Genomic DNA, 18600 nt, shown 5'->3' on the forward strand with positions numbered 1-18600 from the left:
TGTTTGATATAATTAAACAATTATTCATAAAATAAATTGTAAACATTTTGGAAACTAAGTTCATCACCAACAAAATATAGCGTATCATTTTGATAAATTTTTGCATATGGTCCAGGTGAAAGTGTTAGATGATTTTCATGAAGAATGCCAACTAGTGTTGTACCTGTTCGATGCCAGAAGTTTAAATCACTAATGGTTTGATCAAATATAGGTGAGTCATTCACTAGTTTTAATTCATAAGGGGTAAACGGATTGTGTTGCTTATAGTACTGTGTTTGCTCAATAAATGCGTTCAGTGATTGCGTGAGTTTAACCAGGCCAACTTGTTGTTCTGCAATTTGATTGGTTAATGCTGTTTGCATATTCTGTAAATCTTGCGCATCACTTTCAGAATTAACGAATTCTTGTGCTTTTTCACGTGAAATAATGATAGCACCACTACCATGGCGTGTTTCCACAATGTCTAAGTCTTCTAAGATACTGATAGCACGGCGTGCTGTCTCTGATGAAACACCAAAATTAGTGGCCAATGTTGAACGGGCATGAATTTTAGTGCCCACTTGTAATTGCCCACTGCTAATTTGTTCAGCAATCCTTAGTGCGATAATACGGTATCGGGGTTGTTTAATTGCTGTCATAACGTCCTCCTAAAATCAGCCATATAATTTTAAGGATACCATAGATTAGTGCTTATGTGCTGTTTAAAGTATTTTTAAAATAAATTGGTACTGTATGAATGTAAGCTTTTTATTTGGCCTTTAAACTAATTATAGACGATTGGTATAGTAGTTTTTATTTGACCGAAGTGACAACTTTATGTTTACAATAGAATTGTCACTTAGCGAAAGCATAAAAACTTTCGAACAAGTAGGAGGAGAAAATGTATGTCAAAGGTAAAAATTGAACACCTGACTAAGATTTTCGGAAAACGTGTAAAGCCAGCTTTACAAATGGTTGAGCAACACGAATCAAAAACTGATATCTTAAAGAAAACGGGTGCAACAGTTGGTGTGTATGATGCTAACTTAGCCGTTGAAGAAGGTGAAATATTCGTTATCATGGGACTTTCTGGTTCTGGTAAGTCAACTTTAATTCGGTTGTTAAATCGATTGATTGAGCCTACCTCAGGTCACATTTACATTGATGATGATGATGTATCTAAACTTAATAAGGAAAAGCTACTTGAAGTTCGTCGTAAGAAGATGAGTATGGTATTCCAAAGCTTCGGACTTTTCCCTCACCGTACGATTTTGCAAAATACTGAGTACGGATTGGAAGTCCAAGGTGTTGCCAAGGCAGAGCGTCGTGAAAAGGCCGAAAAAGCATTGGATAATGCTAACCTATTAGCATTTAAGGATCAATATCCTAATCAATTATCTGGTGGTATGCAACAACGTGTTGGTCTTGCTCGTGCGTTAGCGAATGACCCTGAAATTTTACTAATGGATGAGGCGTTCTCAGCACTTGACCCATTAATTCGTCGTGATATGCAGGATGAACTGTTGGATTTGCAAGAACAGTATAAAAAGACCATTATCTTTATTTCTCACGATTTGAATGAAGCATTACGTATTGGTGATCGTATCGCTATTATGAAGGACGGGGAAGTTGTCCAAGTTGGAACTGGTGAAGAAATCGTTACACAACCAGCTAATGATTATGTTCGTGCCTTCGTTGAAGACGTTGATCGTTCAAAGGTGTTAACTGCTGAAAACATTATGATTCCACCATTCTTTACAAATATTGAAGTTGATGGTCCTAACGTTGCTTTGAAGAAGATGCGTACAGAAGAGGTATCCGGACTAATTGCAGTTGATCGTAAGCGTCAATTTAGAGGATTTATTACGAGTGAGGATGCTATTCGAGCTCGAACAGAAGGCCTATCATTAATTGACGTGGCAACTGATATACCAACTGTATCGCCTGATATGTTGGTAATGGATATTATGCCATTAATTTATGATTCACCAACACCATTAGCAGTTGTTGATGAAGATGGTCGCTTACGCGGAACGTTAATTCGTGGTCGTGTTCTGCAAGCACTAGCAGAACACGGTGAAGAACCTGCAGCCAAAAGTGTTGTTGCAGATCAAGCTGAATCCGAAACAGCTCAATTAGAGTCAAAGGAGGAGGTATAGTATGTTTGTTTTAGCGGATTTATTTCCTAAATTACCTTTAGGACCTTGGGTTGATAGTGGTGTTGATTGGTTAACAGATCATCTAGGTGGTTTATTCGATGCATTACAAAGTGCAGGAAATGCTGTTATGAATACCATGACAGGTGGTTTAATGACCATCCCAGTATGGCTATTTATTATTGGTATGACGATTTTTGCCATTTTGATGTTTGGTAAAAAATGGGGAATTCCTCTCTTTACATTTATTGGTTTATTAATTGTTGAAAATCAGAACTTATGGTCTGATTTAATGAATACATTTACGTTAGTTATTATTTCCAGTTTAATTTCGGTTATCATCGGTGTCCCATTGGGGATTTGGATGGCAAAGAATGAGACTGTAAATAAAATTATTCAACCAATTCTAGATTTCATGCAAACAATGCCAGCCTTTGTTTACTTGATCCCAGCCGTTGCCTTCTTTGGTATCGGTGTGGTTCCAGGTGTGTTTGCTTCTGTTATCTTCTCATTGCCACCAACAGTGCGCATGTCAAACTTAGGTATTCGTCAAGTACCTAATGACTTGGTGGAAGCAGCTGATTCATTTGGTTCAACTGGAAAACAAAAATTGTTTAAGGTTGAATTACCTTTGGCTAAGGGAACTATCTTCTCAGGTATTAATCAAACTTTGATGTTAGCATTGTCAATGGTTGTTATTGCCTCAATGATTGGTGCCCCTGGATTAGGTCGTGGTGTATTATCAGCTGTACAAAATGCTGATATTGGTAAAGGTTTCGTTAACGGTCTTGCCTTGGTTATTTTAGCCATTATTATTGACCGTTTCACACAACAACTTAACCGCACACCTGCTGAAAAGTCAGAAACTGCCAAGCCAAAGCATCACTGGAAGGGTTGGACAGCTATTGTAGTTGCCGTAGCCATGATTGGTGGTGGTGTGGTTAACTCAGTAACTTCAGCTAATTCACAAAAAGAATCAATTAAGTTGGTTTATGTACAATGGGATTCTGAAGTTGCATCAAGTAACGTATTAGCACAAGCCATGAAACAACATGGTTATGATGTTGAATTAACACCGTTGGATAACTCAATTATGTGGCAATCAATTGCAAATGGGCAAGCGGATGCTTCTGTATCTGCTTGGTTACCACTAACTCATAAGGCACAATACAATAAGTACAAGTCAGACATTGATCTCGTTGGTCCTAATTTGAAGGGTGCCAAAACAGGTCTAGTTGTACCAAAGTATATGGATGTAAACTCTATTGCTGATTTGCAAGATCAAGCCGGTAAGAAGGTTACTGGTATTGAACCTGGTGCTGGGGTTACAAGTTCAGCTGAAAAAGCTATGAAAGACTATGGTTTGGATAGCAAAGGTTGGCAAGTAACACCATCATCATCTGGTGCAATGGCTGTTGCATTAGGTAAGGCGATTAAAGCTAAGAAAGACATCGTGATTACTGGTTGGGAGCCTCACTGGATGTTCCAAAAGTATGATTTGAAGTACTTGGCAGATCCAAAAAAGACATTTGGTGATGCTGAAACGCTTAATACGATGGCTCGTAAGGGATTGAAAGAAGACAAGCCGGATGCATATAAGGTTCTTAAGAAATTTAAGTGGACCAAAGATGATATGGGTAAGGTCATGCTTGATATTCAAAATGGTAAGTCAGCCACGGAAGCCGCAAATGACTGGATTAAGGATAATCAATCAAAGGTTGATGCCTGGTTCAAGTAAGGAAAATATATAATATAATGTTAACCGAACAAATTGAAGATGCTTGTATATACATCATTGTACTTGTAATTGTGATTGCAATTAGTACAACTGTGATGGCAGACAAGTCGTTATTCGCTCAAGTTGTCATGGCGTTAGGCGCTATGACCGGATCAGTAATGATTGTGAGGGCGTGGCGGAACAATTCATGAGGTTTTAAAGCCATAAAGACTGCAAAGGTCTTTATGGCTTTTTTATTTTGTAATTGTGAATTTTTGTTGACATTATTGTGAAATATTATACAATATAAGTATGTTAAATTGTTGAATTATTTAAAAACCCTAATTAATTAGGTGTTTCAGCGTTTTTAATATTGTGAATAATAATTTAATGTATTTTTTAAAATGGCATCTACGACTAGAGAGTATACGAGGAAAACTAAAATGGTTAAAATCGCAGTAATTGGTAGTACACATGCAGGAACTTTCTCAGCAACACAAATTAAACAACAAAATCCAGACGCCGAAATAACAGTTTATGAAAAAGGAACGACTGTTTCATTCTTATCATGTGGTATTGCACTATGGTTAGGTAATCATGTATCTGATGAACAGCGAATGTTTTATGAAACGCCAGAATCGATGACTGAACAAGGCATTACAATGAAAATGCAACATGAAGTTATTGAAGCTAATTTAGTGACCAAAACAGTACGTGTTAAAAATCTTGTTACTGAAGAAATGGGAACAGAAAGTTTTGATAAAATTATTATCGCAACAGGTTCAAAGCCATTAGTACCAAATATTCCAGGTATTGATAGTGAGAAAATTTATATGATTAAATCGTGGGAAGACGCACAACGTATCAAAGCAGTTTCAAACAATGTTTCACGGGCAATTGTAATTGGTGCTGGATATATTGGTGCTGAGGTAGCAGAACAATTTTCCGTTACTGGTAAAGAAGTAACTTTGATTGATGAAGCTGATCGTGTATTACCGAAAAATTTTAGCCCAGTATTTACGGATCGCATCACAGATGCATTTATTGAAAATAATGTTAACCTAGCTTTATCACAACGAGTTACTGGCTTTGAAGATCTACCAGAGGGTGGCATTCGTGTTAAGACGAATAAGGGGAGCTTTGAAGCTGATATTGCCATACTAGGAATTGGGTTCTTACCTAATACTGACTTATTTGTGGATCAAATTGACATGTTGCCTAATGGCGCAATTGTCACTAATGAATATATGGAGGCTAGTATGCCTGATGTGTTTGCGGCAGGAGATGCAACGACAATTTTTTATAATCCAACACAAAAACACGATTATATTCCGTTAGCAACAAATGCCATTCGGCAAGGTATGTTAATTGGTCGTAATATTAATGGGCACAACTTAGCTTATAATGGTACGCAAGCGACATCGGCAGTTGAGTTATATGGTTATGCAATGTCAGCAACTGGTATGAATAAAATGGGAGCACAATTTCGTGATATAGATGTTGTTGAAACAACATATGAAGAAGATTACCGACCTGATTTTATGTTATCAACAACATCCGTATTATCATCAATAACATGGGAAAAGAAAACTCGTCGTGTGGTTGGTGCTGCATTTATGTCAAAACATGATACATCACAAGCGGCAAATGTGGTGTCAGTAGCGATTCAAAATAAAATGACGATTGATGATTTAGCAATGGCTGATTTCTTTTTCCAACCAAACTTTACGCAACCAATTAATTTCATTGGTGCAGTTGCTTTGAAGGCGGTTAATGAAAATATGAAATAACGATTATTAAACTATTGACTTAAAAATAAGAATCATCTAATATAAATATTATAGATTTTAAACAAAGTGATCAGGAAAGTATATGTTAGACTGAAACTTAGAGAGCTACAATTTGGTGCAATGTAGTATGAAGCTGACATGGAAAATGGCCTGTGATTGGGTATTATAAATGGCAAGACTATGAATAATACACGGGTTGGTCTTCGTTATTAGACACACGTATAAACAAAGCATCATATCGCTCCTTGTTTGCACGTTTAGAGTTTCTTTTGAGTAATTAATTGAAAAAAATAGAATGGTAACACGATTAGTCGTTTCTAGGTTAGAGCCTAGAAACGACTTTTTTATTTTACGAAAGAGAGTGTTTTGATGAATAAATTTTTGATAAGTACAATTGGTGTACTGGGGGCTACTGTAATTGGGTCAACGATTAGTACACAAATTATTTCTGCAGATAGTAAACCTAAAACAGTAACAGTTGGTTTAGTTGGTGATTCTGATCGTCAATTATGGGAATATGTAAAAAAAGATGCGGCTAAAAAGTATGATATTAATATCAAGTTAAAATTATTCACTGATTATGTTAAGCCTAATCAAGCATTAGTCGATAATTCAATTGACTTAAATGCGATGCAAACAATTGATTATTTTAATGAGCAAAATAAACATTTAGGTAATAAATTAGTATCGATTGGTAAAACGTATGTGACGCCTATTCGCATGTATTCTGAAAAATATAAAAGTTTGAAAGAATTACCTAAAGGCGCAACGATTATTGTGCCAAATGATGGTTCAAATGAAAAAAGAGCATTAGATGTTTTACAAGATGCTAAATTAATTAAATATGATCATGCAAAGAAGGTTCCCGGTGTTGCGGACATAACGCAAAATAAAAAGAATTTTAAAATTAAAGAAGTAAATTCTGAACAAACAGCATCAGCTCTAAAAGGAGTTGATGCAGGTGTTGTTAATACTAATTATGCGCTAGATGCTAAATTAGATATTGATAAAGCGCTCTATACAGAGCCTGTTAATAAGGCGAATAAAGGATACATTAATATTATTGTTGCCCGTAAGGATAAGCAAAATAAAAAGGTTTACAAACAAGTCGTTAAAACATATCAAACTGAACAAACAAAAAAACATATGCATGACTTATATGGTTCAGCAGAAAAAGCAGCTTGGGATATTAAATTAAAGTAGGAGATAAATTATTATGGCAGAAAAAACAGCAATATTTGCAGGTGGATGTTTTTGGTGCATGGTGGAACCGTTTGAAACATTACCAGGTATTATAAAAGTACGTTCAGGTTATACAGGTGGGTTTAAGGACAATCCAACATATGAAGAAGTTAAAGCACATAAAACGGGTCATACGGAAGCTGTTAAAGTATGGTTTGATGATAGTGTAGTTGATTATAAGGATTTAGTTGACTTATATTGGCAAACTGCTGATCCAACAGATGCGATGGGTCAATTTCAAGATCGTGGCGATAATTACAGACCAGTTATTTTCGTTGCTTCAGATGAACAATTAGCAATTGCTGAAGCATCAAAACAACAATTGGTGGCGTCAGGTATCTTTGGTGATGACCCCATTGTGACTAAAATTGAAAAAGCAGTAACTTTTTGGGATGCTGAAGAAGAGCACCAACAATTTTATCGTAAGCATGCGGATATTTATGCCGATGAAAAACAAGATCGAGATGCTTACAAAAAGAAGTATTGGGATAAAACTAATAAATAACGGTTGTTCATAAATGAAGTATATATTTTTAGTGAATCCGATTGCTGGTAGCGGTCGGGCAAAAAGAAAATGGCGCATATTGCAACAATATTTAATTGAACAATCATTTGATTATGAAATTTATTTTTCAAAAGCAACAGGTGATATTCAAAAGCGTCTGGGAAACCAAGATTACACTGATCCACAACAGAGTATTATTATAATGGGTGGCGATGGTACATTGCACGAGGCAATTAATGGTGTATTACATAATGTAAAAATAGCACAGCAAATACCAATTGGTTACATTTCAGCAGGTTCAGGTAATGATTTTGCTCGACTGTACAGCTTATCTAACGATCCCGTTTTAGCATTTAAAAGAATTGACCAGGCAATGAAATACCGCCAATTTAAGATGATTGATATTGGTAAATATACGAATCAACAAACAAGTATGATAACGTATTTTATAAATAACATGGGCATTGGTATTGATGCAACAGCAGTCCATTTTGCAAATGATTCGCAGACGAAACGTTGGTTGAATAAATTACATATGGGGCAGTGGAGTTATCTAATAGCAGCACTTAAAAGTCTTGTTAAGCAAGAAGCATTTGAAATAATGGTGGAAGATGCTAATCGCCAGCAAATACGGACACAAAAAGGCTATTTTGTGACAATTGCTAATAATCCATATTTTGGTGGAGGAATTAAAATTTTACCCGATGCCGATCCCACTGATGGATTACTGGATATTATTATTGTTGATAAGCCGCAGCATATTTTTCGCCTTATTTGGTTATTGGGTGCATTGTTTAGGGGAAATTATTATCAATATTCAGAAGTCAATCATATTCAAACAAAACAAATGATTTTGAAAACAACGAGATCTGAATATAGTCATTTAGATGGGGAATCAGTATCACCTCAAATATTTGACGCAAAAATTCAATTAATTAAATATCCGATATGCTTTTAAAAAAAATAAAAAGCCACTTAGCTTGATTACAAATAATATGTAACAAGCCAAGTGGCTTTTTTATTTTTTTAAAAAATCTGTGTACTAAATCATAATAAACATTGGCAAAATCAACGGACGTCGTTTTGTTTGTTCAAATAAGAAACGTTGTAGCTGAGAAACAACCGCATTACGAATAGTGTGATCATTTGCTGATGTCTCATGCATTGATGATAAGATTGCGTGGAAAATAACTTTACGACCTTCATTGATTAATTCTTCAGATTCACGCATGTAAATAAAACCACGTGAAAGAATGTCTGGTCCAGCAGTAATTTCTTTGTTCTTTAAATCAATTGTTGCAACAACAACGACTAAACCGTCTTCAGATAACATCTGACGATCACGCAAAACAGCAGTACCAACATCACCAATACCATTACCATCAACGTAAGTATCTTGTGCAGGTATTTGACCCACGACATGTGCTTCATTAGGGGAAACTGCCAGAACGTCACCATTGTCTAGGACGAACGTATTCTCCTCGGGGACACCAATGTCATGACCTAATCCTTCATGTACTTTAAGCATACGGTATTCACCGTGAATAGGCATAAAGTACTTTGGTTGCATTAATGATAGCATTAGTTTTTGTTCTTCTTGACCACCGTGACCAGAAGCATGGATGTTATTAATTTTACCATGAATAACATTAGCGCCTGCTTCTTCAAGTTCATTGATAACTCGGTTAACAGATTGTGTATTACCTGGAATTGGAGAACTTGAAAAGATGACAGTATCATTGGGTTGAATAGAGATTTGTCGATGGGTTCCGTTTGCGATACGTGCTAAGGCAGCCATCGGTTCACCTTGAGAACCTGTTGACATAATCAAAACCTTTTCTGGTGGTAGACGATTAATTTCATGGGCATCTACTAACATATCATCAGGAATATCTAAGTAACCTAAAGCACGACCATTGTTGACAGCGCCTTCCATTGAGCGACCAAACACAGCAATTTTACGACCATGTGCGATAGCTGCCTCAGTAGCCATTTGGATACGAGACATATTTGAAGCAAAGGTTGCAAATATAATACGACCGTCAATTTCATTAAAGAGCTTGTTAATGGTCTTACCAACCCAACGCTCAGATTTTGAAAATTCTGGGCGTTCGGCATTGGTTGAATCAGACATTAATAACAATACGCCTTCTGAACCAATTCGCGCCATTTTTTGAAGGTTAGGTGGCTGCTTAGTCGTGGGCGTCAGATCAAATTTAAAATCACCGGTTTCTACGATAGTTCCTGAAGGTGTATGAACAGCAACACCATAAGTATCAGGAATTGAGTGGGTTGTACGGAAAAATTCAACACTCATTTTATCGAATTGTAGAACAGTATCTTCATTAATTTCATGAAGTTCCGTACTATTAAGAAGTCCATGTTCATCCAATTTGTTTTTAATTAGCGCAATTGCAAGTGGACCAGCATAGACCGGCACGTTAACAGCATTTAGAAAGAAATGAATAGCGCCAATATGGTCTTCGTGTCCGTGTGTAATAACAAGGGCCTTGATTTTATCTTTGTTTGCTTTTAGGTAAGAGTAATCAGGAATGACATAGTCAATTCCTAAAAGTTCATCTTCTGGAAATTTGACACCAGCATCAACAACAATGATTTCATCACCATATTCAATACCATACGTGTTTTTTCCGATTTCTCCCAAACCACCCAAAGCATAAACAGCTGTTTCATCAGGCCGAATAGTAAAATCAGTCGTCATAGATTAAAACTCCGTTAGTTTAAAATTTGGGCTTTGTTGCTCGTAAGCAAGTGCCTTTTCTGATAGTTGTTCAATGTGTTCAACATTAAATTCAGTATTTTTTTCAACAGCCAAACGTGCTGAAGGCAAATCAACTGCATCTAAATAGATAGATTGTGTGTTTTCGCGCTCTGGGCTTTGAAATGAATTAGGTTGATAGTAAACTTTAAAAATCATAGTAATAAAGTGCTCCTTATGTTTTATTCCGAATCTTCTTATAGAGTAAGTTTAGCAGAAAATCATGTTATCGGCTACTTAACTGTTAAGTTGATGGTTTATTATCTGGATATGGAATAGTACATATCCAGATGAGTTTGATAAGACAAATGGATAAGTAATATCATGATTAAGCTTAAATACTAGTGTGTTGAAATTATTTTGTTAAAATAATTACTGAATATTGGTCTGCTTAATCGTTTTTTCGCCTGAATTCAGGTACACTAGATATAGTAAATTTTTACAATTTTAAATAGTGGAGGATGTTATGTGGTTTCTGTGGCTAGTATTGATTATTATATGTATTATGATTGCCCTAACTATTTACCGTCGCTATGGTCGCCGTTTGACAGAACGTCAAATCATTACTTCACAGCAAGTGGTTAACCATGCCCTCACTTATGCATTGAAAGATCTTAATGACGCACTTTATTTGGTGCCAGATAAACAAATATCTTCAACTTTGGTTGCAAATATTTGGGGACATGAAGTGATGGCATTTGAATTTGTATTACCAGTTTCTGATTTGCAAGAAGTGATTGTGGTACGACAAGCAGTTAATAATGCGCTAAGAGAGTATGCTGAAAAAAACAATCTAAAAAGTGCAGCAACTGACGAAATGGCCTTGTTAGTCACTGATGTTTGGTATGATGCCCGTGTACCGGAATTACATATTGATATTGCTCATATAACAAATCAAGAAACAGCGGCCTATATTAGAGATTTAAGGAAATTAAATCAACCGGTATAGAGTTTGGTATACTAAATATAAATATAAAACAGGAGATTTTAAAGATGTATTTGATGAATGAAATTGTGCGTGATGGTAATAAAGTATTGCGTGAACGAGCAACTAAAGTTGAGTTTCCTTTATCTGATGAAGTAAAAGAAGTATCAAAAAATATGATGGAATATTTAGTTGTTAGCCAAAATGAGGAAGAAAATGAAAAATATGGATTACGTCCAGGTGTCGGTTTGGCTGCGCCACAAGTTGGTGTATCACAACAGTTTTCATCTATCTTAATTCCCTCTGATGATGTAGAAGAATTGCAAGAAAAGCCTGAAAATGATGATGAATATTACTTTAAGGGGACCATTTATAACCCAGTGATTACACGTCAGTCGGTAAAACAGGCTGCTTTATCTATGGGGGAAGGGTGCTTGTCTGTAGACAATGATTTGCCTGGTTATGTTAATCGTGCTTATAAAATTACAGTTAAATTTCAAAATGAGCAAGGCGAACAACAAGAGTTGCGCTTATCAGGGTATCCAGCAATTGTCTTTCAACATGAAATTGATCACTTACATGGTTCTTTGTATTATGATCATATTAATAATAAAGATCCATGGCACCAAACAGACAATACACGTTATTTGGGGTAATGTATGATGATACAATCAGATAAAAATTTTGCCTATCCAATATTACCGGGATGGGACAAGACAGATATTATTGTGACTAGTAAATTTTATTCGGCAATTGCAAATGCATATGAAATCGGCATTGACCGTCAAGATTTATTAGAGTCGTATGCAGCGTTCAAAACTGTTGTACCAAGTAAGAGTGAAGAGAAACAAATTGGTCGAGAATTTGAAAAGGATTCGGGCTACAGTATCTACAAAACAATAAAATTTGCTCATCAAACAACTAGTCAGCGTATTAAAATGGAGAGCTAGCATATGGATCAAATACAATTACAGAAGTTAGATACGACAGTATTAAAATGGTTGGATCAGGTCCATCATTTAGTTGAGCAACGTGTACAGCAACGCATGCAAGTAGATACAAAATCTAGCCATCGAGATTTAGTGACGAATGTAGATCGCGAAGTTGAACAGTATTATGTTCAACATATTCGTAATTTTGATCCAGAAGCAAAAATTTTAGGTGAAGAAGGCTTTGGGGATGCCGTTAAGTCAATGAAAGGACGAATTTGGTTTGTTGATCCCATCGATGGCACCATGAATTTTGTTAAGCAACAAGCTGAATTTGCAACAATGGTCGCTGTCTATGAAGATGGTGAACCAGTCATGGCTTGGATTATGGATGTGCAACAACATGATATTATCCATGGTGGTCCTGAGTATGGTGTTTTCCATAATGGTGAGAAGCTAGAACTATCTGTTGATATTGGTTTGGATGAGGGGCTAGTAATTTTGTCAGGAGCTCGTTTGTTGTATGAAGAACCAGGATTTCCTCAATTAGCCAAAGCAGCAATAGGTTATCGGGTTTATGGCTCAGCTGGTATTTCATATTTACATGTTTTAACAGGGAAAGCGGTTGCTTATTTGAGTCGGATGCGACCATGGGATTTTGCAGCAGGTGTCACTTTGGCGAAATCTTTGGGATTACGTGTCGGAACGATTGACGAACAACCTATGAATATGTTAGTATCAGGTTCAGTACTTGTAGCGACAGACAAAGCATACGCAGACATTATGGCACTTTTACAAAAAAAGAGTTAGTGTTGTTGTTATAATTGATGTTTGTTACACCGGTTAAGAAAAAAGTGACGTATTCGTCAAGGAGAAGAAAATTTTGGCAAAACGCGAAAATATCCGAAATATTGCAATTATTGCCCACGTCGATCATGGAAAGACAACGTTGGTTAATGAATTGTTGAAGCAATCTGATACGCTAGATTTGCGTACAGAATTAGGTGACCGAGCAATGGATACTAACGATCTTGAAAAAGAGCGTGGTATTACCATTCTATCAAAGAACACAGCTGTTAAAGTTGGTGATAAGCAAATCAATATCATGGACACGCCAGGACACGCGGACTTCGGTGGTGAAGTTGAGCGTATTATGGGTATGGTTGATGGTGTTTTGCTTGTTGTCGATGCCTTTGAAGGAACGATGCCTCAAACACGTTTCGTGTTGAAGAAGGCCTTTGAGCAAAACTTAACACCTATCGTGGTTGTTAACAAGGTTGACCGTCCTGGTGCACGTCCATCAGAAGTTGTTGATGAAGTTTTGGACTTGTTTATTGAATTGGGTGCTGATGAAGAACAATTGGACTTCCCAGTTGTTTACGCTTCAGCTATGAATGGAACATCATCATATGACCCAGATGTTGATACACAAGAACACACAATGACACCAATTTTTGAAACTGTCTTTAAGACTATTCCTGCGCCAGAAGATACATCAGCAGAGCCATTGCAATTCCAAGTATCACTTTTGGATTATAATGATTTCGTTGGACGTATTGGAATTGGTCGTGTCTTCAATGGTACGATTAAAGTTGGTGACTCAGTTGCTGTTATGAAGGCAGATGGGTCAACCCCTAACTTCCGTGTTACAAAGTTGTTTGGTTACATTGGTTTGGATCGTATCGAAATTGATGAAGCACAAGCTGGTGATTTGATTGCTATTTCAGGAATGGACGATATTTCAGTTGGAGAAACTGTTGTAGATCCTGCACACCCTGAAGCTTTGCCATTACTTCACATTGACGAACCTACATTGCAAATGACTTTCCGTACAAATGATTCACCATTTGCTGGGCGTGAAGGTAAATTTGTTACAGCTCGTCAAATTGAAGACCGTTTGACTCGTGAATTGCATACTGATGTTTCATTACGTGTTGCAGAGACTGATGAAGCGGGAGCATGGTTAGTTTCTGGTCGTGGTGAATTGCACTTGTCAATTTTGATTGAAAACTTACGTCGTGAAGGTTTTGAATTACAAGTTTCACGTCCACAAGTTATTATCAAGGACATTGATGGCGTACAATCAGAGCCATTTGAAGCTGTGCAAGTTGATACTCCTGACGAGTACTCAGGTTCTGTTATTGAGTCATTGAACCAACGTAAGGGTGAAATGCGTAATATGGAACCAACTGGTACTGGAACAACTCGTATGGACTTCCTAGTACCATCACGTGGTTTGATTGGTTACTCAACTGAATTTATGTCATTGACTCGTGGATATGGTATTTATAACCACACATTTGAGTCATATGGACCAATTGTTAAGAACTGGAATCCTGGTCGTCGTAACGGAACGCTTGTTTCAATCAACCAAGGTCAATCAACGACATATGCTATCATGGGTGTTGAAGATCGTGGAACGATGTTCATCCATCCTGGTGACGATATTTATGAAGGTATGGTTGTTGGTATGAATAGTCGTGATAATGACATTTCTGTCAATGTTACAAAGGCTAAGAACCAAACTAACGTGCGTTCATCAAATAAGGATCAAACTGCTTCTATCAAGACGCCACGTGATATGACGCTTGAAGAATCATTGGAATTCTTGGATGATGATGAATACGCCGAAGTAACACCAGAAAACGTTCGTATCCGTAAGCAAATTTTGGTTACAAGTGAACGTGAAAAGGCTGCTAAGCGTCGTAAGATGTCACAACAAGGCTAATTCAAAATAAAAGTTAAAAAGTTGTTGCCCATGTTAATTATGGACAGCAACTTTTTTCTTTATTGTTATGACGAAAATATGATATCCGTTAATGCATTATTAGCTATGGGAGTAGATGTGATAAAATAGAAAAAGCTATTTATAAAAGAGGAGCTTATTGATATGGAAGCAAAAAAAGAACAGGTGCCTAAAAATGGGGTAAATAAAATTAACCTGATCAACCGAATAAAAAATAGGTTTCGTTATTTAGATTTGTGGTTGCTCATTCCTATTATCGCCATCATGATTTTTGGTGATGCTATGGTATACACAGCAAGTACTAATATGGCTACCGGATCAGCTAGCAGCTTTTTAAAAAAACAGGCATTGTTTGGTGTTTTAAGTTTAACCACAATATTGATTATTTTTATTTTTAAAATTAAATGGGAATCAAAATTTATTAATCGTTCAGTTTTAGCTGTAAATATTGGTATTTTGATAACAATGGGCATTACGTTACTAGTAGGGCCAGTGACGTCCGGCGCGAAAGGCTGGATTTATATTGGATCTTTTGGAATCCAACCTGTTGAATATTTTAAAATTAGTATGATTTTGTACATTGCCCATCGCTTCGCTAGGAAAATACCTAAAACTAAGGCATGGTTTCCGAATATCCGATTATGGGATGTTATGATTCCACTTACAGGAATAGGCTTAACAATATTAATGCCTGATATGGGAGGGGCGATTATTTTAATTCTGATATTGGCGATTGTTATGACAATGGCTGGTGTTAGAAAAAGAGCATTGTTAACCTTTTTAGCAGTAGTAGTTTGTCTATATATAGCAATTCCATTTTTATTACCAGTTTTGGGCAGACTGCCATTTTTCCAGTATCAACTAGCCAGATTTGATGCATATGTTAATCCTTGGTTAGCTGGTGATGCAGGACATCAATTAATTAATTCTTACTATGCTATTAGTAATGGTGGGTTGTTTGGCCGTGGCTTAGGCAATAGTATTCAAAAGACAGGTTATTTGCCAGAACCTAATACCGATTTCATTATGGCCATTGTAGGTGAAGAATTAGGTGCAATTACTATCTGGCTTGTTTTGATTGTATTTGCGGTGATTATATGGCGTTTGATCGTGATGGGAATTCGTGCGCGTCACATGAATCAACGACTTGTTTTATATGGTATTGCAACTTATATTGTGGTTCAAATTTTAATTAATTTAGGTGGTGTCGTAGGTGCCTTACCAATTACCGGTGTGACTTTCCCGATGATTTCATATGGTGGTTCTTCGCTACTGTCATGGGGAATAACTTTTGGTGTTGCACTAAATATAATTGGTCAAATTAAATCAGAAGCAATGAATTATCCAGTTAGAAAGGAATAACTAATGGCATTTATGATGCAAGCAAGGCGCAGCGTGATTGTTTATTTAAAAAATGTACGTCAAGCTCGTCAATTACGCCGTTTTGGTGTAGTTAATTATATTTCAGAAAAAATGAAATACGCAGTAATCTATATGGATGAAGAAGATATTGAAACTAAAACAAAGTTGATTGAAAGATTGGGATTTGTAGATTCAGTTAGTATTTCTCATTGGCCAGAAGTTGATACAACGGTAGGTAGTGAGGAAGATTCATTTGAATTAACCGTTGATCCGAATGAATTAGCAGATGAGCCAATAGACGAAGAGGAATTGTAATGCGAATTGTAAGTGGTGATTTTGGTGGTCGTTCATTGAAGGCTGTGCCTGGCAATGCGACACGACCAACAACTGATAAAGTAAAAGAAGCCTTGTTTAATATAATTGGGCCTTATTTTGATGGTGGTCGTTCACTAGATTTATATGCTGGATCTGGTGGGTTAAGTATTGAAGGTGTCTCACGTGGTATTTCAGAAGCTGTACTTGTTGATCGTCAATATGCAGCCATCAAAACAATTAAAGAAAATATAGCAGTTACAAAACATGCAGAACAATTTAAAGTCATTAAAAGCACAGCTGAGACAGCAATTCAACGATTAAAAGGTGGCTTACCATTTGATGTCTTGTACTTTGATCCGCCATATGCTAAACAAACCATTGTAAAGGATTTGGAAGAGCTACAAGCAGCCAAGTTGATTAATGATGATGCGTTAGTAATAGCAGAAACAGACCAATTTGCTGATTTACCAGAAGTTTTGCCAGGATTTGAATTAATTAAGCAAAAAGATTATGGTATTACAGTTATTACGATATATCGTTATACAAAGGAGTAAGGCGATGGTTAAAGCATTATTTCCAGGAAGTTTTGATCCATTAACAAATGGACATTTAGACATTGTGAAGCGAGCTTCACAATTGTTTGATGAAGTTATTATTGGTGTTGGCACGAATTTGAGTAAAAATTATTTATTCGATGCTGATGAAAAAATCAGTTTAATTAAGGAAGCAACGAAGGATGTCTCTAATACTAGTGTTGTAAAAATGCATGGTTTAACGGTGTCTTTTATGCAAAATGTTGGTGCTGATGTTTTAGTACGTGGCTTACGGAATGAAAAGGATTACTTGTATGAACGTGATATCATGCAAATGAATATGGATTTGGCATCAGTTGAAACAATCTTTTTATTAGCAAAGCCTGAACACCAATTTATCTCGAGTTCATTGTTAAAAGAAATTGCTAGCACTGGTACTGATATTTCTGCTTATGTTCCACATGCTGTGAAAAGTGCTTTCGATAAAAAATTAGGTAAATAATTATGGCAAAAACAAAAAAACGTTTAAAGATAATTGGCATCGTTAGTCTTGTCATCATTCTAATTGGCTTATTTGTGCCATTACCATTGTATTCGGAAACACCAGGTGAGGCTGATGATTTGAAGTCGTACATTAAAGTTGATGGTAAAAAGCCGAAAGTTGACGGTCAATACATGATTACAGCAGTTTATTTATCGCAAGTTAATGGTATTGGCGCAATTATTGCAGCGTTAAATCCAACGGCATCGTTGATGACAAGTCGTGAAGCAAATGGTGGTTCCAGTGCTACGGAAAGTAAAGAAATTAATCGGATTTATATGAATTCGGCGGTTAATGAAGCTAAAGTCAATGCCTATAAGGCAGCCAAAGTACCTTATAAACGAACATTTAACGGTATTTATGTTATGTCAGTACAAGATACTTCAAATTTCAAAAAATATCTAAAGGTTGGCGATACAGTTACTGCTGTTGATCAAAAAAAATTTAATTCTGCACAAGGGTTTCAAAAGTATATTCGTGCTCGTAAAGTAGGCACGAAATTAACGATTACATATAAACATAAGAAGCAAGTTAAACAAGCGACAGGTAAGTCAGTTGCGCTTGAAGGTACTAAAAACTTACCAGGTATGGGAATCGGCTTAACGGATTCAGTTGCGGTCTCATCACCACGTAAAATTAGTGCAGACATGGGAGAAATTGGGGGCCCATCTGGTGGTTTGATGTTCTCATTAGAAATGTATGATAGCTTGGTAAATGAGAATTTGGCAAATGGGCGTAAAATAGCGGGTACCGGAACAATTGATAAAGCAGGTCATGTTGGTGAAATCGGCGGGATTGATAAGAAGGTTATTGTTGCACATGAAGCTGGTGCTAAAATTTTCTTCGCACCGTATATTAAACCAACAAAACAAAACTTGAAATATGAGATTGACGGTCAGACTAATTATCAACAGGCTGTTAAAACAGCCAAGAAGTATGCCCCTAATATGAAAATTGTGCCAGTTAAAACATTTAATGATGCATTGACATACCTACGTGATAAGTAAAAAATAGTTTCATATGCGCAACATAAAAAAATAAATAAAAAAGACGATACAAAAAAACAAAAATATGTTTTTGT

The 18600-nt window shown here is 36.3% G+C and carries 20 protein-coding genes and 1 other annotated feature; of the genes, 17 read left to right on the forward strand and 3 right to left on the reverse strand.

Features of this window, described 5'->3' with window-relative positions; translation table 11 throughout:
* Positions 1–20: 20 nt before the first annotated feature.
* Entirely contained in the window at positions 21–638 is a 618-nt protein-coding gene (locus tag G7Y65_RS07005; RefSeq protein ID WP_042492512.1) for a GntR family transcriptional regulator, read from the reverse strand.
* A 246-nt stretch (positions 639–884) separates the two neighbouring features.
* Between G7Y65_RS07005 and G7Y65_RS07010 the strand changes: the two genes are divergently transcribed.
* The 7 genes from G7Y65_RS07010 (at position 885) to G7Y65_RS07040 (ending at position 8347) form a co-directional block, all read left to right on the forward strand.
* Positions 885–2138, forward strand: a complete 1254-nt coding sequence (locus G7Y65_RS07010) for a quaternary amine ABC transporter ATP-binding protein (protein ID WP_042492514.1) — start codon at positions 885–887, stop codon at positions 2136–2138.
* 1 nt (position 2139) lies between these two features.
* Positions 2140–3873, forward strand: a complete 1734-nt coding sequence (locus G7Y65_RS07015; RefSeq protein ID WP_141926822.1) for an ABC transporter permease/substrate binding protein — start codon at positions 2140–2142, stop codon at positions 3871–3873.
* A gap of 17 nt (positions 3874–3890) precedes the next feature.
* Complete coding sequence (locus G7Y65_RS07020; protein WP_228179876.1) at positions 3891–4064, forward strand: hypothetical protein; 174 nt, start codon at positions 3891–3893, stop codon at positions 4062–4064.
* Positions 4065–4295: 231 nt separating this feature from the next.
* Positions 4296–5642 (forward strand): FAD-dependent oxidoreductase, encoded by a 1347-nt coding sequence (locus G7Y65_RS07025; RefSeq protein WP_165314756.1) that lies wholly within the window; start codon positions 4296–4298, stop codon positions 5640–5642.
* Between the two features lie 57 nt (positions 5643–5699).
* Positions 5700–5964: a binding site (T-box leader), on the forward strand.
* A gap of 47 nt (positions 5965–6011) precedes the next feature.
* Positions 6012–6845, forward strand: a complete 834-nt coding sequence (locus G7Y65_RS07030; RefSeq protein WP_137600767.1) for a MetQ/NlpA family ABC transporter substrate-binding protein — start codon at positions 6012–6014, stop codon at positions 6843–6845.
* 13 nt (positions 6846–6858) lie between these two features.
* Positions 6859–7389 carry a peptide-methionine (S)-S-oxide reductase MsrA gene (msrA, locus tag G7Y65_RS07035; protein WP_042492525.1) on the forward strand — a complete coding sequence of 177 codons (531 nt, stop codon included), beginning with the start codon at positions 6859–6861 and terminating at the stop codon, positions 7387–7389.
* A gap of 13 nt (positions 7390–7402) precedes the next feature.
* Positions 7403–8347 (forward strand): diacylglycerol/lipid kinase family protein, encoded by a 945-nt coding sequence (locus tag G7Y65_RS07040; protein ID WP_137600768.1) that lies wholly within the window; start codon positions 7403–7405, stop codon positions 8345–8347.
* 84 nt (positions 8348–8431) lie between these two features.
* Here the strand turns inward: G7Y65_RS07040 and rnjA are convergent, their stop codons facing one another.
* Entirely contained in the window at positions 8432–10111 is a 1680-nt protein-coding gene (gene rnjA / locus G7Y65_RS07045) for a ribonuclease J1 (protein WP_137600769.1), read from the reverse strand.
* A gap of 3 nt (positions 10112–10114) precedes the next feature.
* Positions 10115–10327 carry a DNA-directed RNA polymerase subunit epsilon gene (locus tag G7Y65_RS07050; RefSeq protein ID WP_042492538.1) on the reverse strand — a complete coding sequence of 71 codons (213 nt, stop codon included), beginning with the start codon at positions 10325–10327 and terminating at the stop codon, positions 10115–10117.
* A 307-nt stretch (positions 10328–10634) separates the two neighbouring features.
* On the opposite strand from G7Y65_RS07050, the gene G7Y65_RS07055 reads away from it, so the two are divergent.
* From G7Y65_RS07055 to G7Y65_RS07100, 10 genes are all read left to right on the forward strand, one after another.
* Positions 10635–11117, forward strand: a complete 483-nt coding sequence (locus G7Y65_RS07055; protein ID WP_042492542.1) for a hypothetical protein — start codon at positions 10635–10637, stop codon at positions 11115–11117.
* Positions 11118–11161: 44 nt separating this feature from the next.
* Positions 11162–11749, forward strand: a complete 588-nt coding sequence (gene def / locus G7Y65_RS07060) for a peptide deformylase (protein WP_137600770.1) — start codon at positions 11162–11164, stop codon at positions 11747–11749.
* A 3-nt stretch (positions 11750–11752) separates the two neighbouring features.
* A complete protein-coding gene (locus G7Y65_RS07065) occupies positions 11753–12043 on the forward strand; it encodes a UPF0223 family protein (RefSeq protein ID WP_042492546.1) in 291 nt (96 codons plus the stop codon).
* 3 nt (positions 12044–12046) lie between these two features.
* On the forward strand, positions 12047–12832 hold the full coding sequence (locus G7Y65_RS07070) for an inositol monophosphatase family protein (protein WP_042492549.1): 786 nt from the start codon (positions 12047–12049) through the stop codon (positions 12830–12832).
* Positions 12833–12905: 73 nt separating this feature from the next.
* The gene (gene typA, locus G7Y65_RS07075) at positions 12906–14750 is read left to right on the forward strand and encodes a translational GTPase TypA (RefSeq protein ID WP_042492550.1); all 1845 of its coding nucleotides are present in this window, start codon (positions 12906–12908) and stop codon (positions 14748–14750) included.
* A 162-nt stretch (positions 14751–14912) separates the two neighbouring features.
* The gene (locus tag G7Y65_RS07080; protein ID WP_042492553.1) at positions 14913–16130 is read left to right on the forward strand and encodes an FtsW/RodA/SpoVE family cell cycle protein; all 1218 of its coding nucleotides are present in this window, start codon (positions 14913–14915) and stop codon (positions 16128–16130) included.
* 3 nt (positions 16131–16133) lie between these two features.
* Positions 16134–16445: a YlbG family protein gene (locus G7Y65_RS07085; RefSeq protein ID WP_042492554.1), complete on the forward strand. Its 312-nt coding sequence runs from the start codon at positions 16134–16136 to the stop codon at positions 16443–16445.
* On the forward strand, positions 16445–16999 hold the full coding sequence (rsmD, locus tag G7Y65_RS07090; RefSeq protein WP_042492556.1) for a 16S rRNA (guanine(966)-N(2))-methyltransferase RsmD: 555 nt from the start codon (positions 16445–16447) through the stop codon (positions 16997–16999). Before G7Y65_RS07085 ends, rsmD begins: the two co-directional genes overlap by 1 nt.
* 4 nt (positions 17000–17003) lie before the next feature.
* Positions 17004–17480 (forward strand): pantetheine-phosphate adenylyltransferase, encoded by a 477-nt coding sequence (gene coaD, locus G7Y65_RS07095; protein WP_042492558.1) that lies wholly within the window; start codon positions 17004–17006, stop codon positions 17478–17480.
* 2 nt (positions 17481–17482) lie between these two features.
* Positions 17483–18526 carry a SepM family pheromone-processing serine protease gene (locus tag G7Y65_RS07100; protein ID WP_165314757.1) on the forward strand — a complete coding sequence of 348 codons (1044 nt, stop codon included), beginning with the start codon at positions 17483–17485 and terminating at the stop codon, positions 18524–18526.
* The last annotated feature ends 74 nt before the right edge of the window (positions 18527–18600 follow it).

Source organism: Weissella sagaensis (assembly GCF_010306265.1).
Classification (GTDB): Bacteria; Bacillota; Bacilli; order Lactobacillales; family Lactobacillaceae; genus Weissella; species Weissella sagaensis.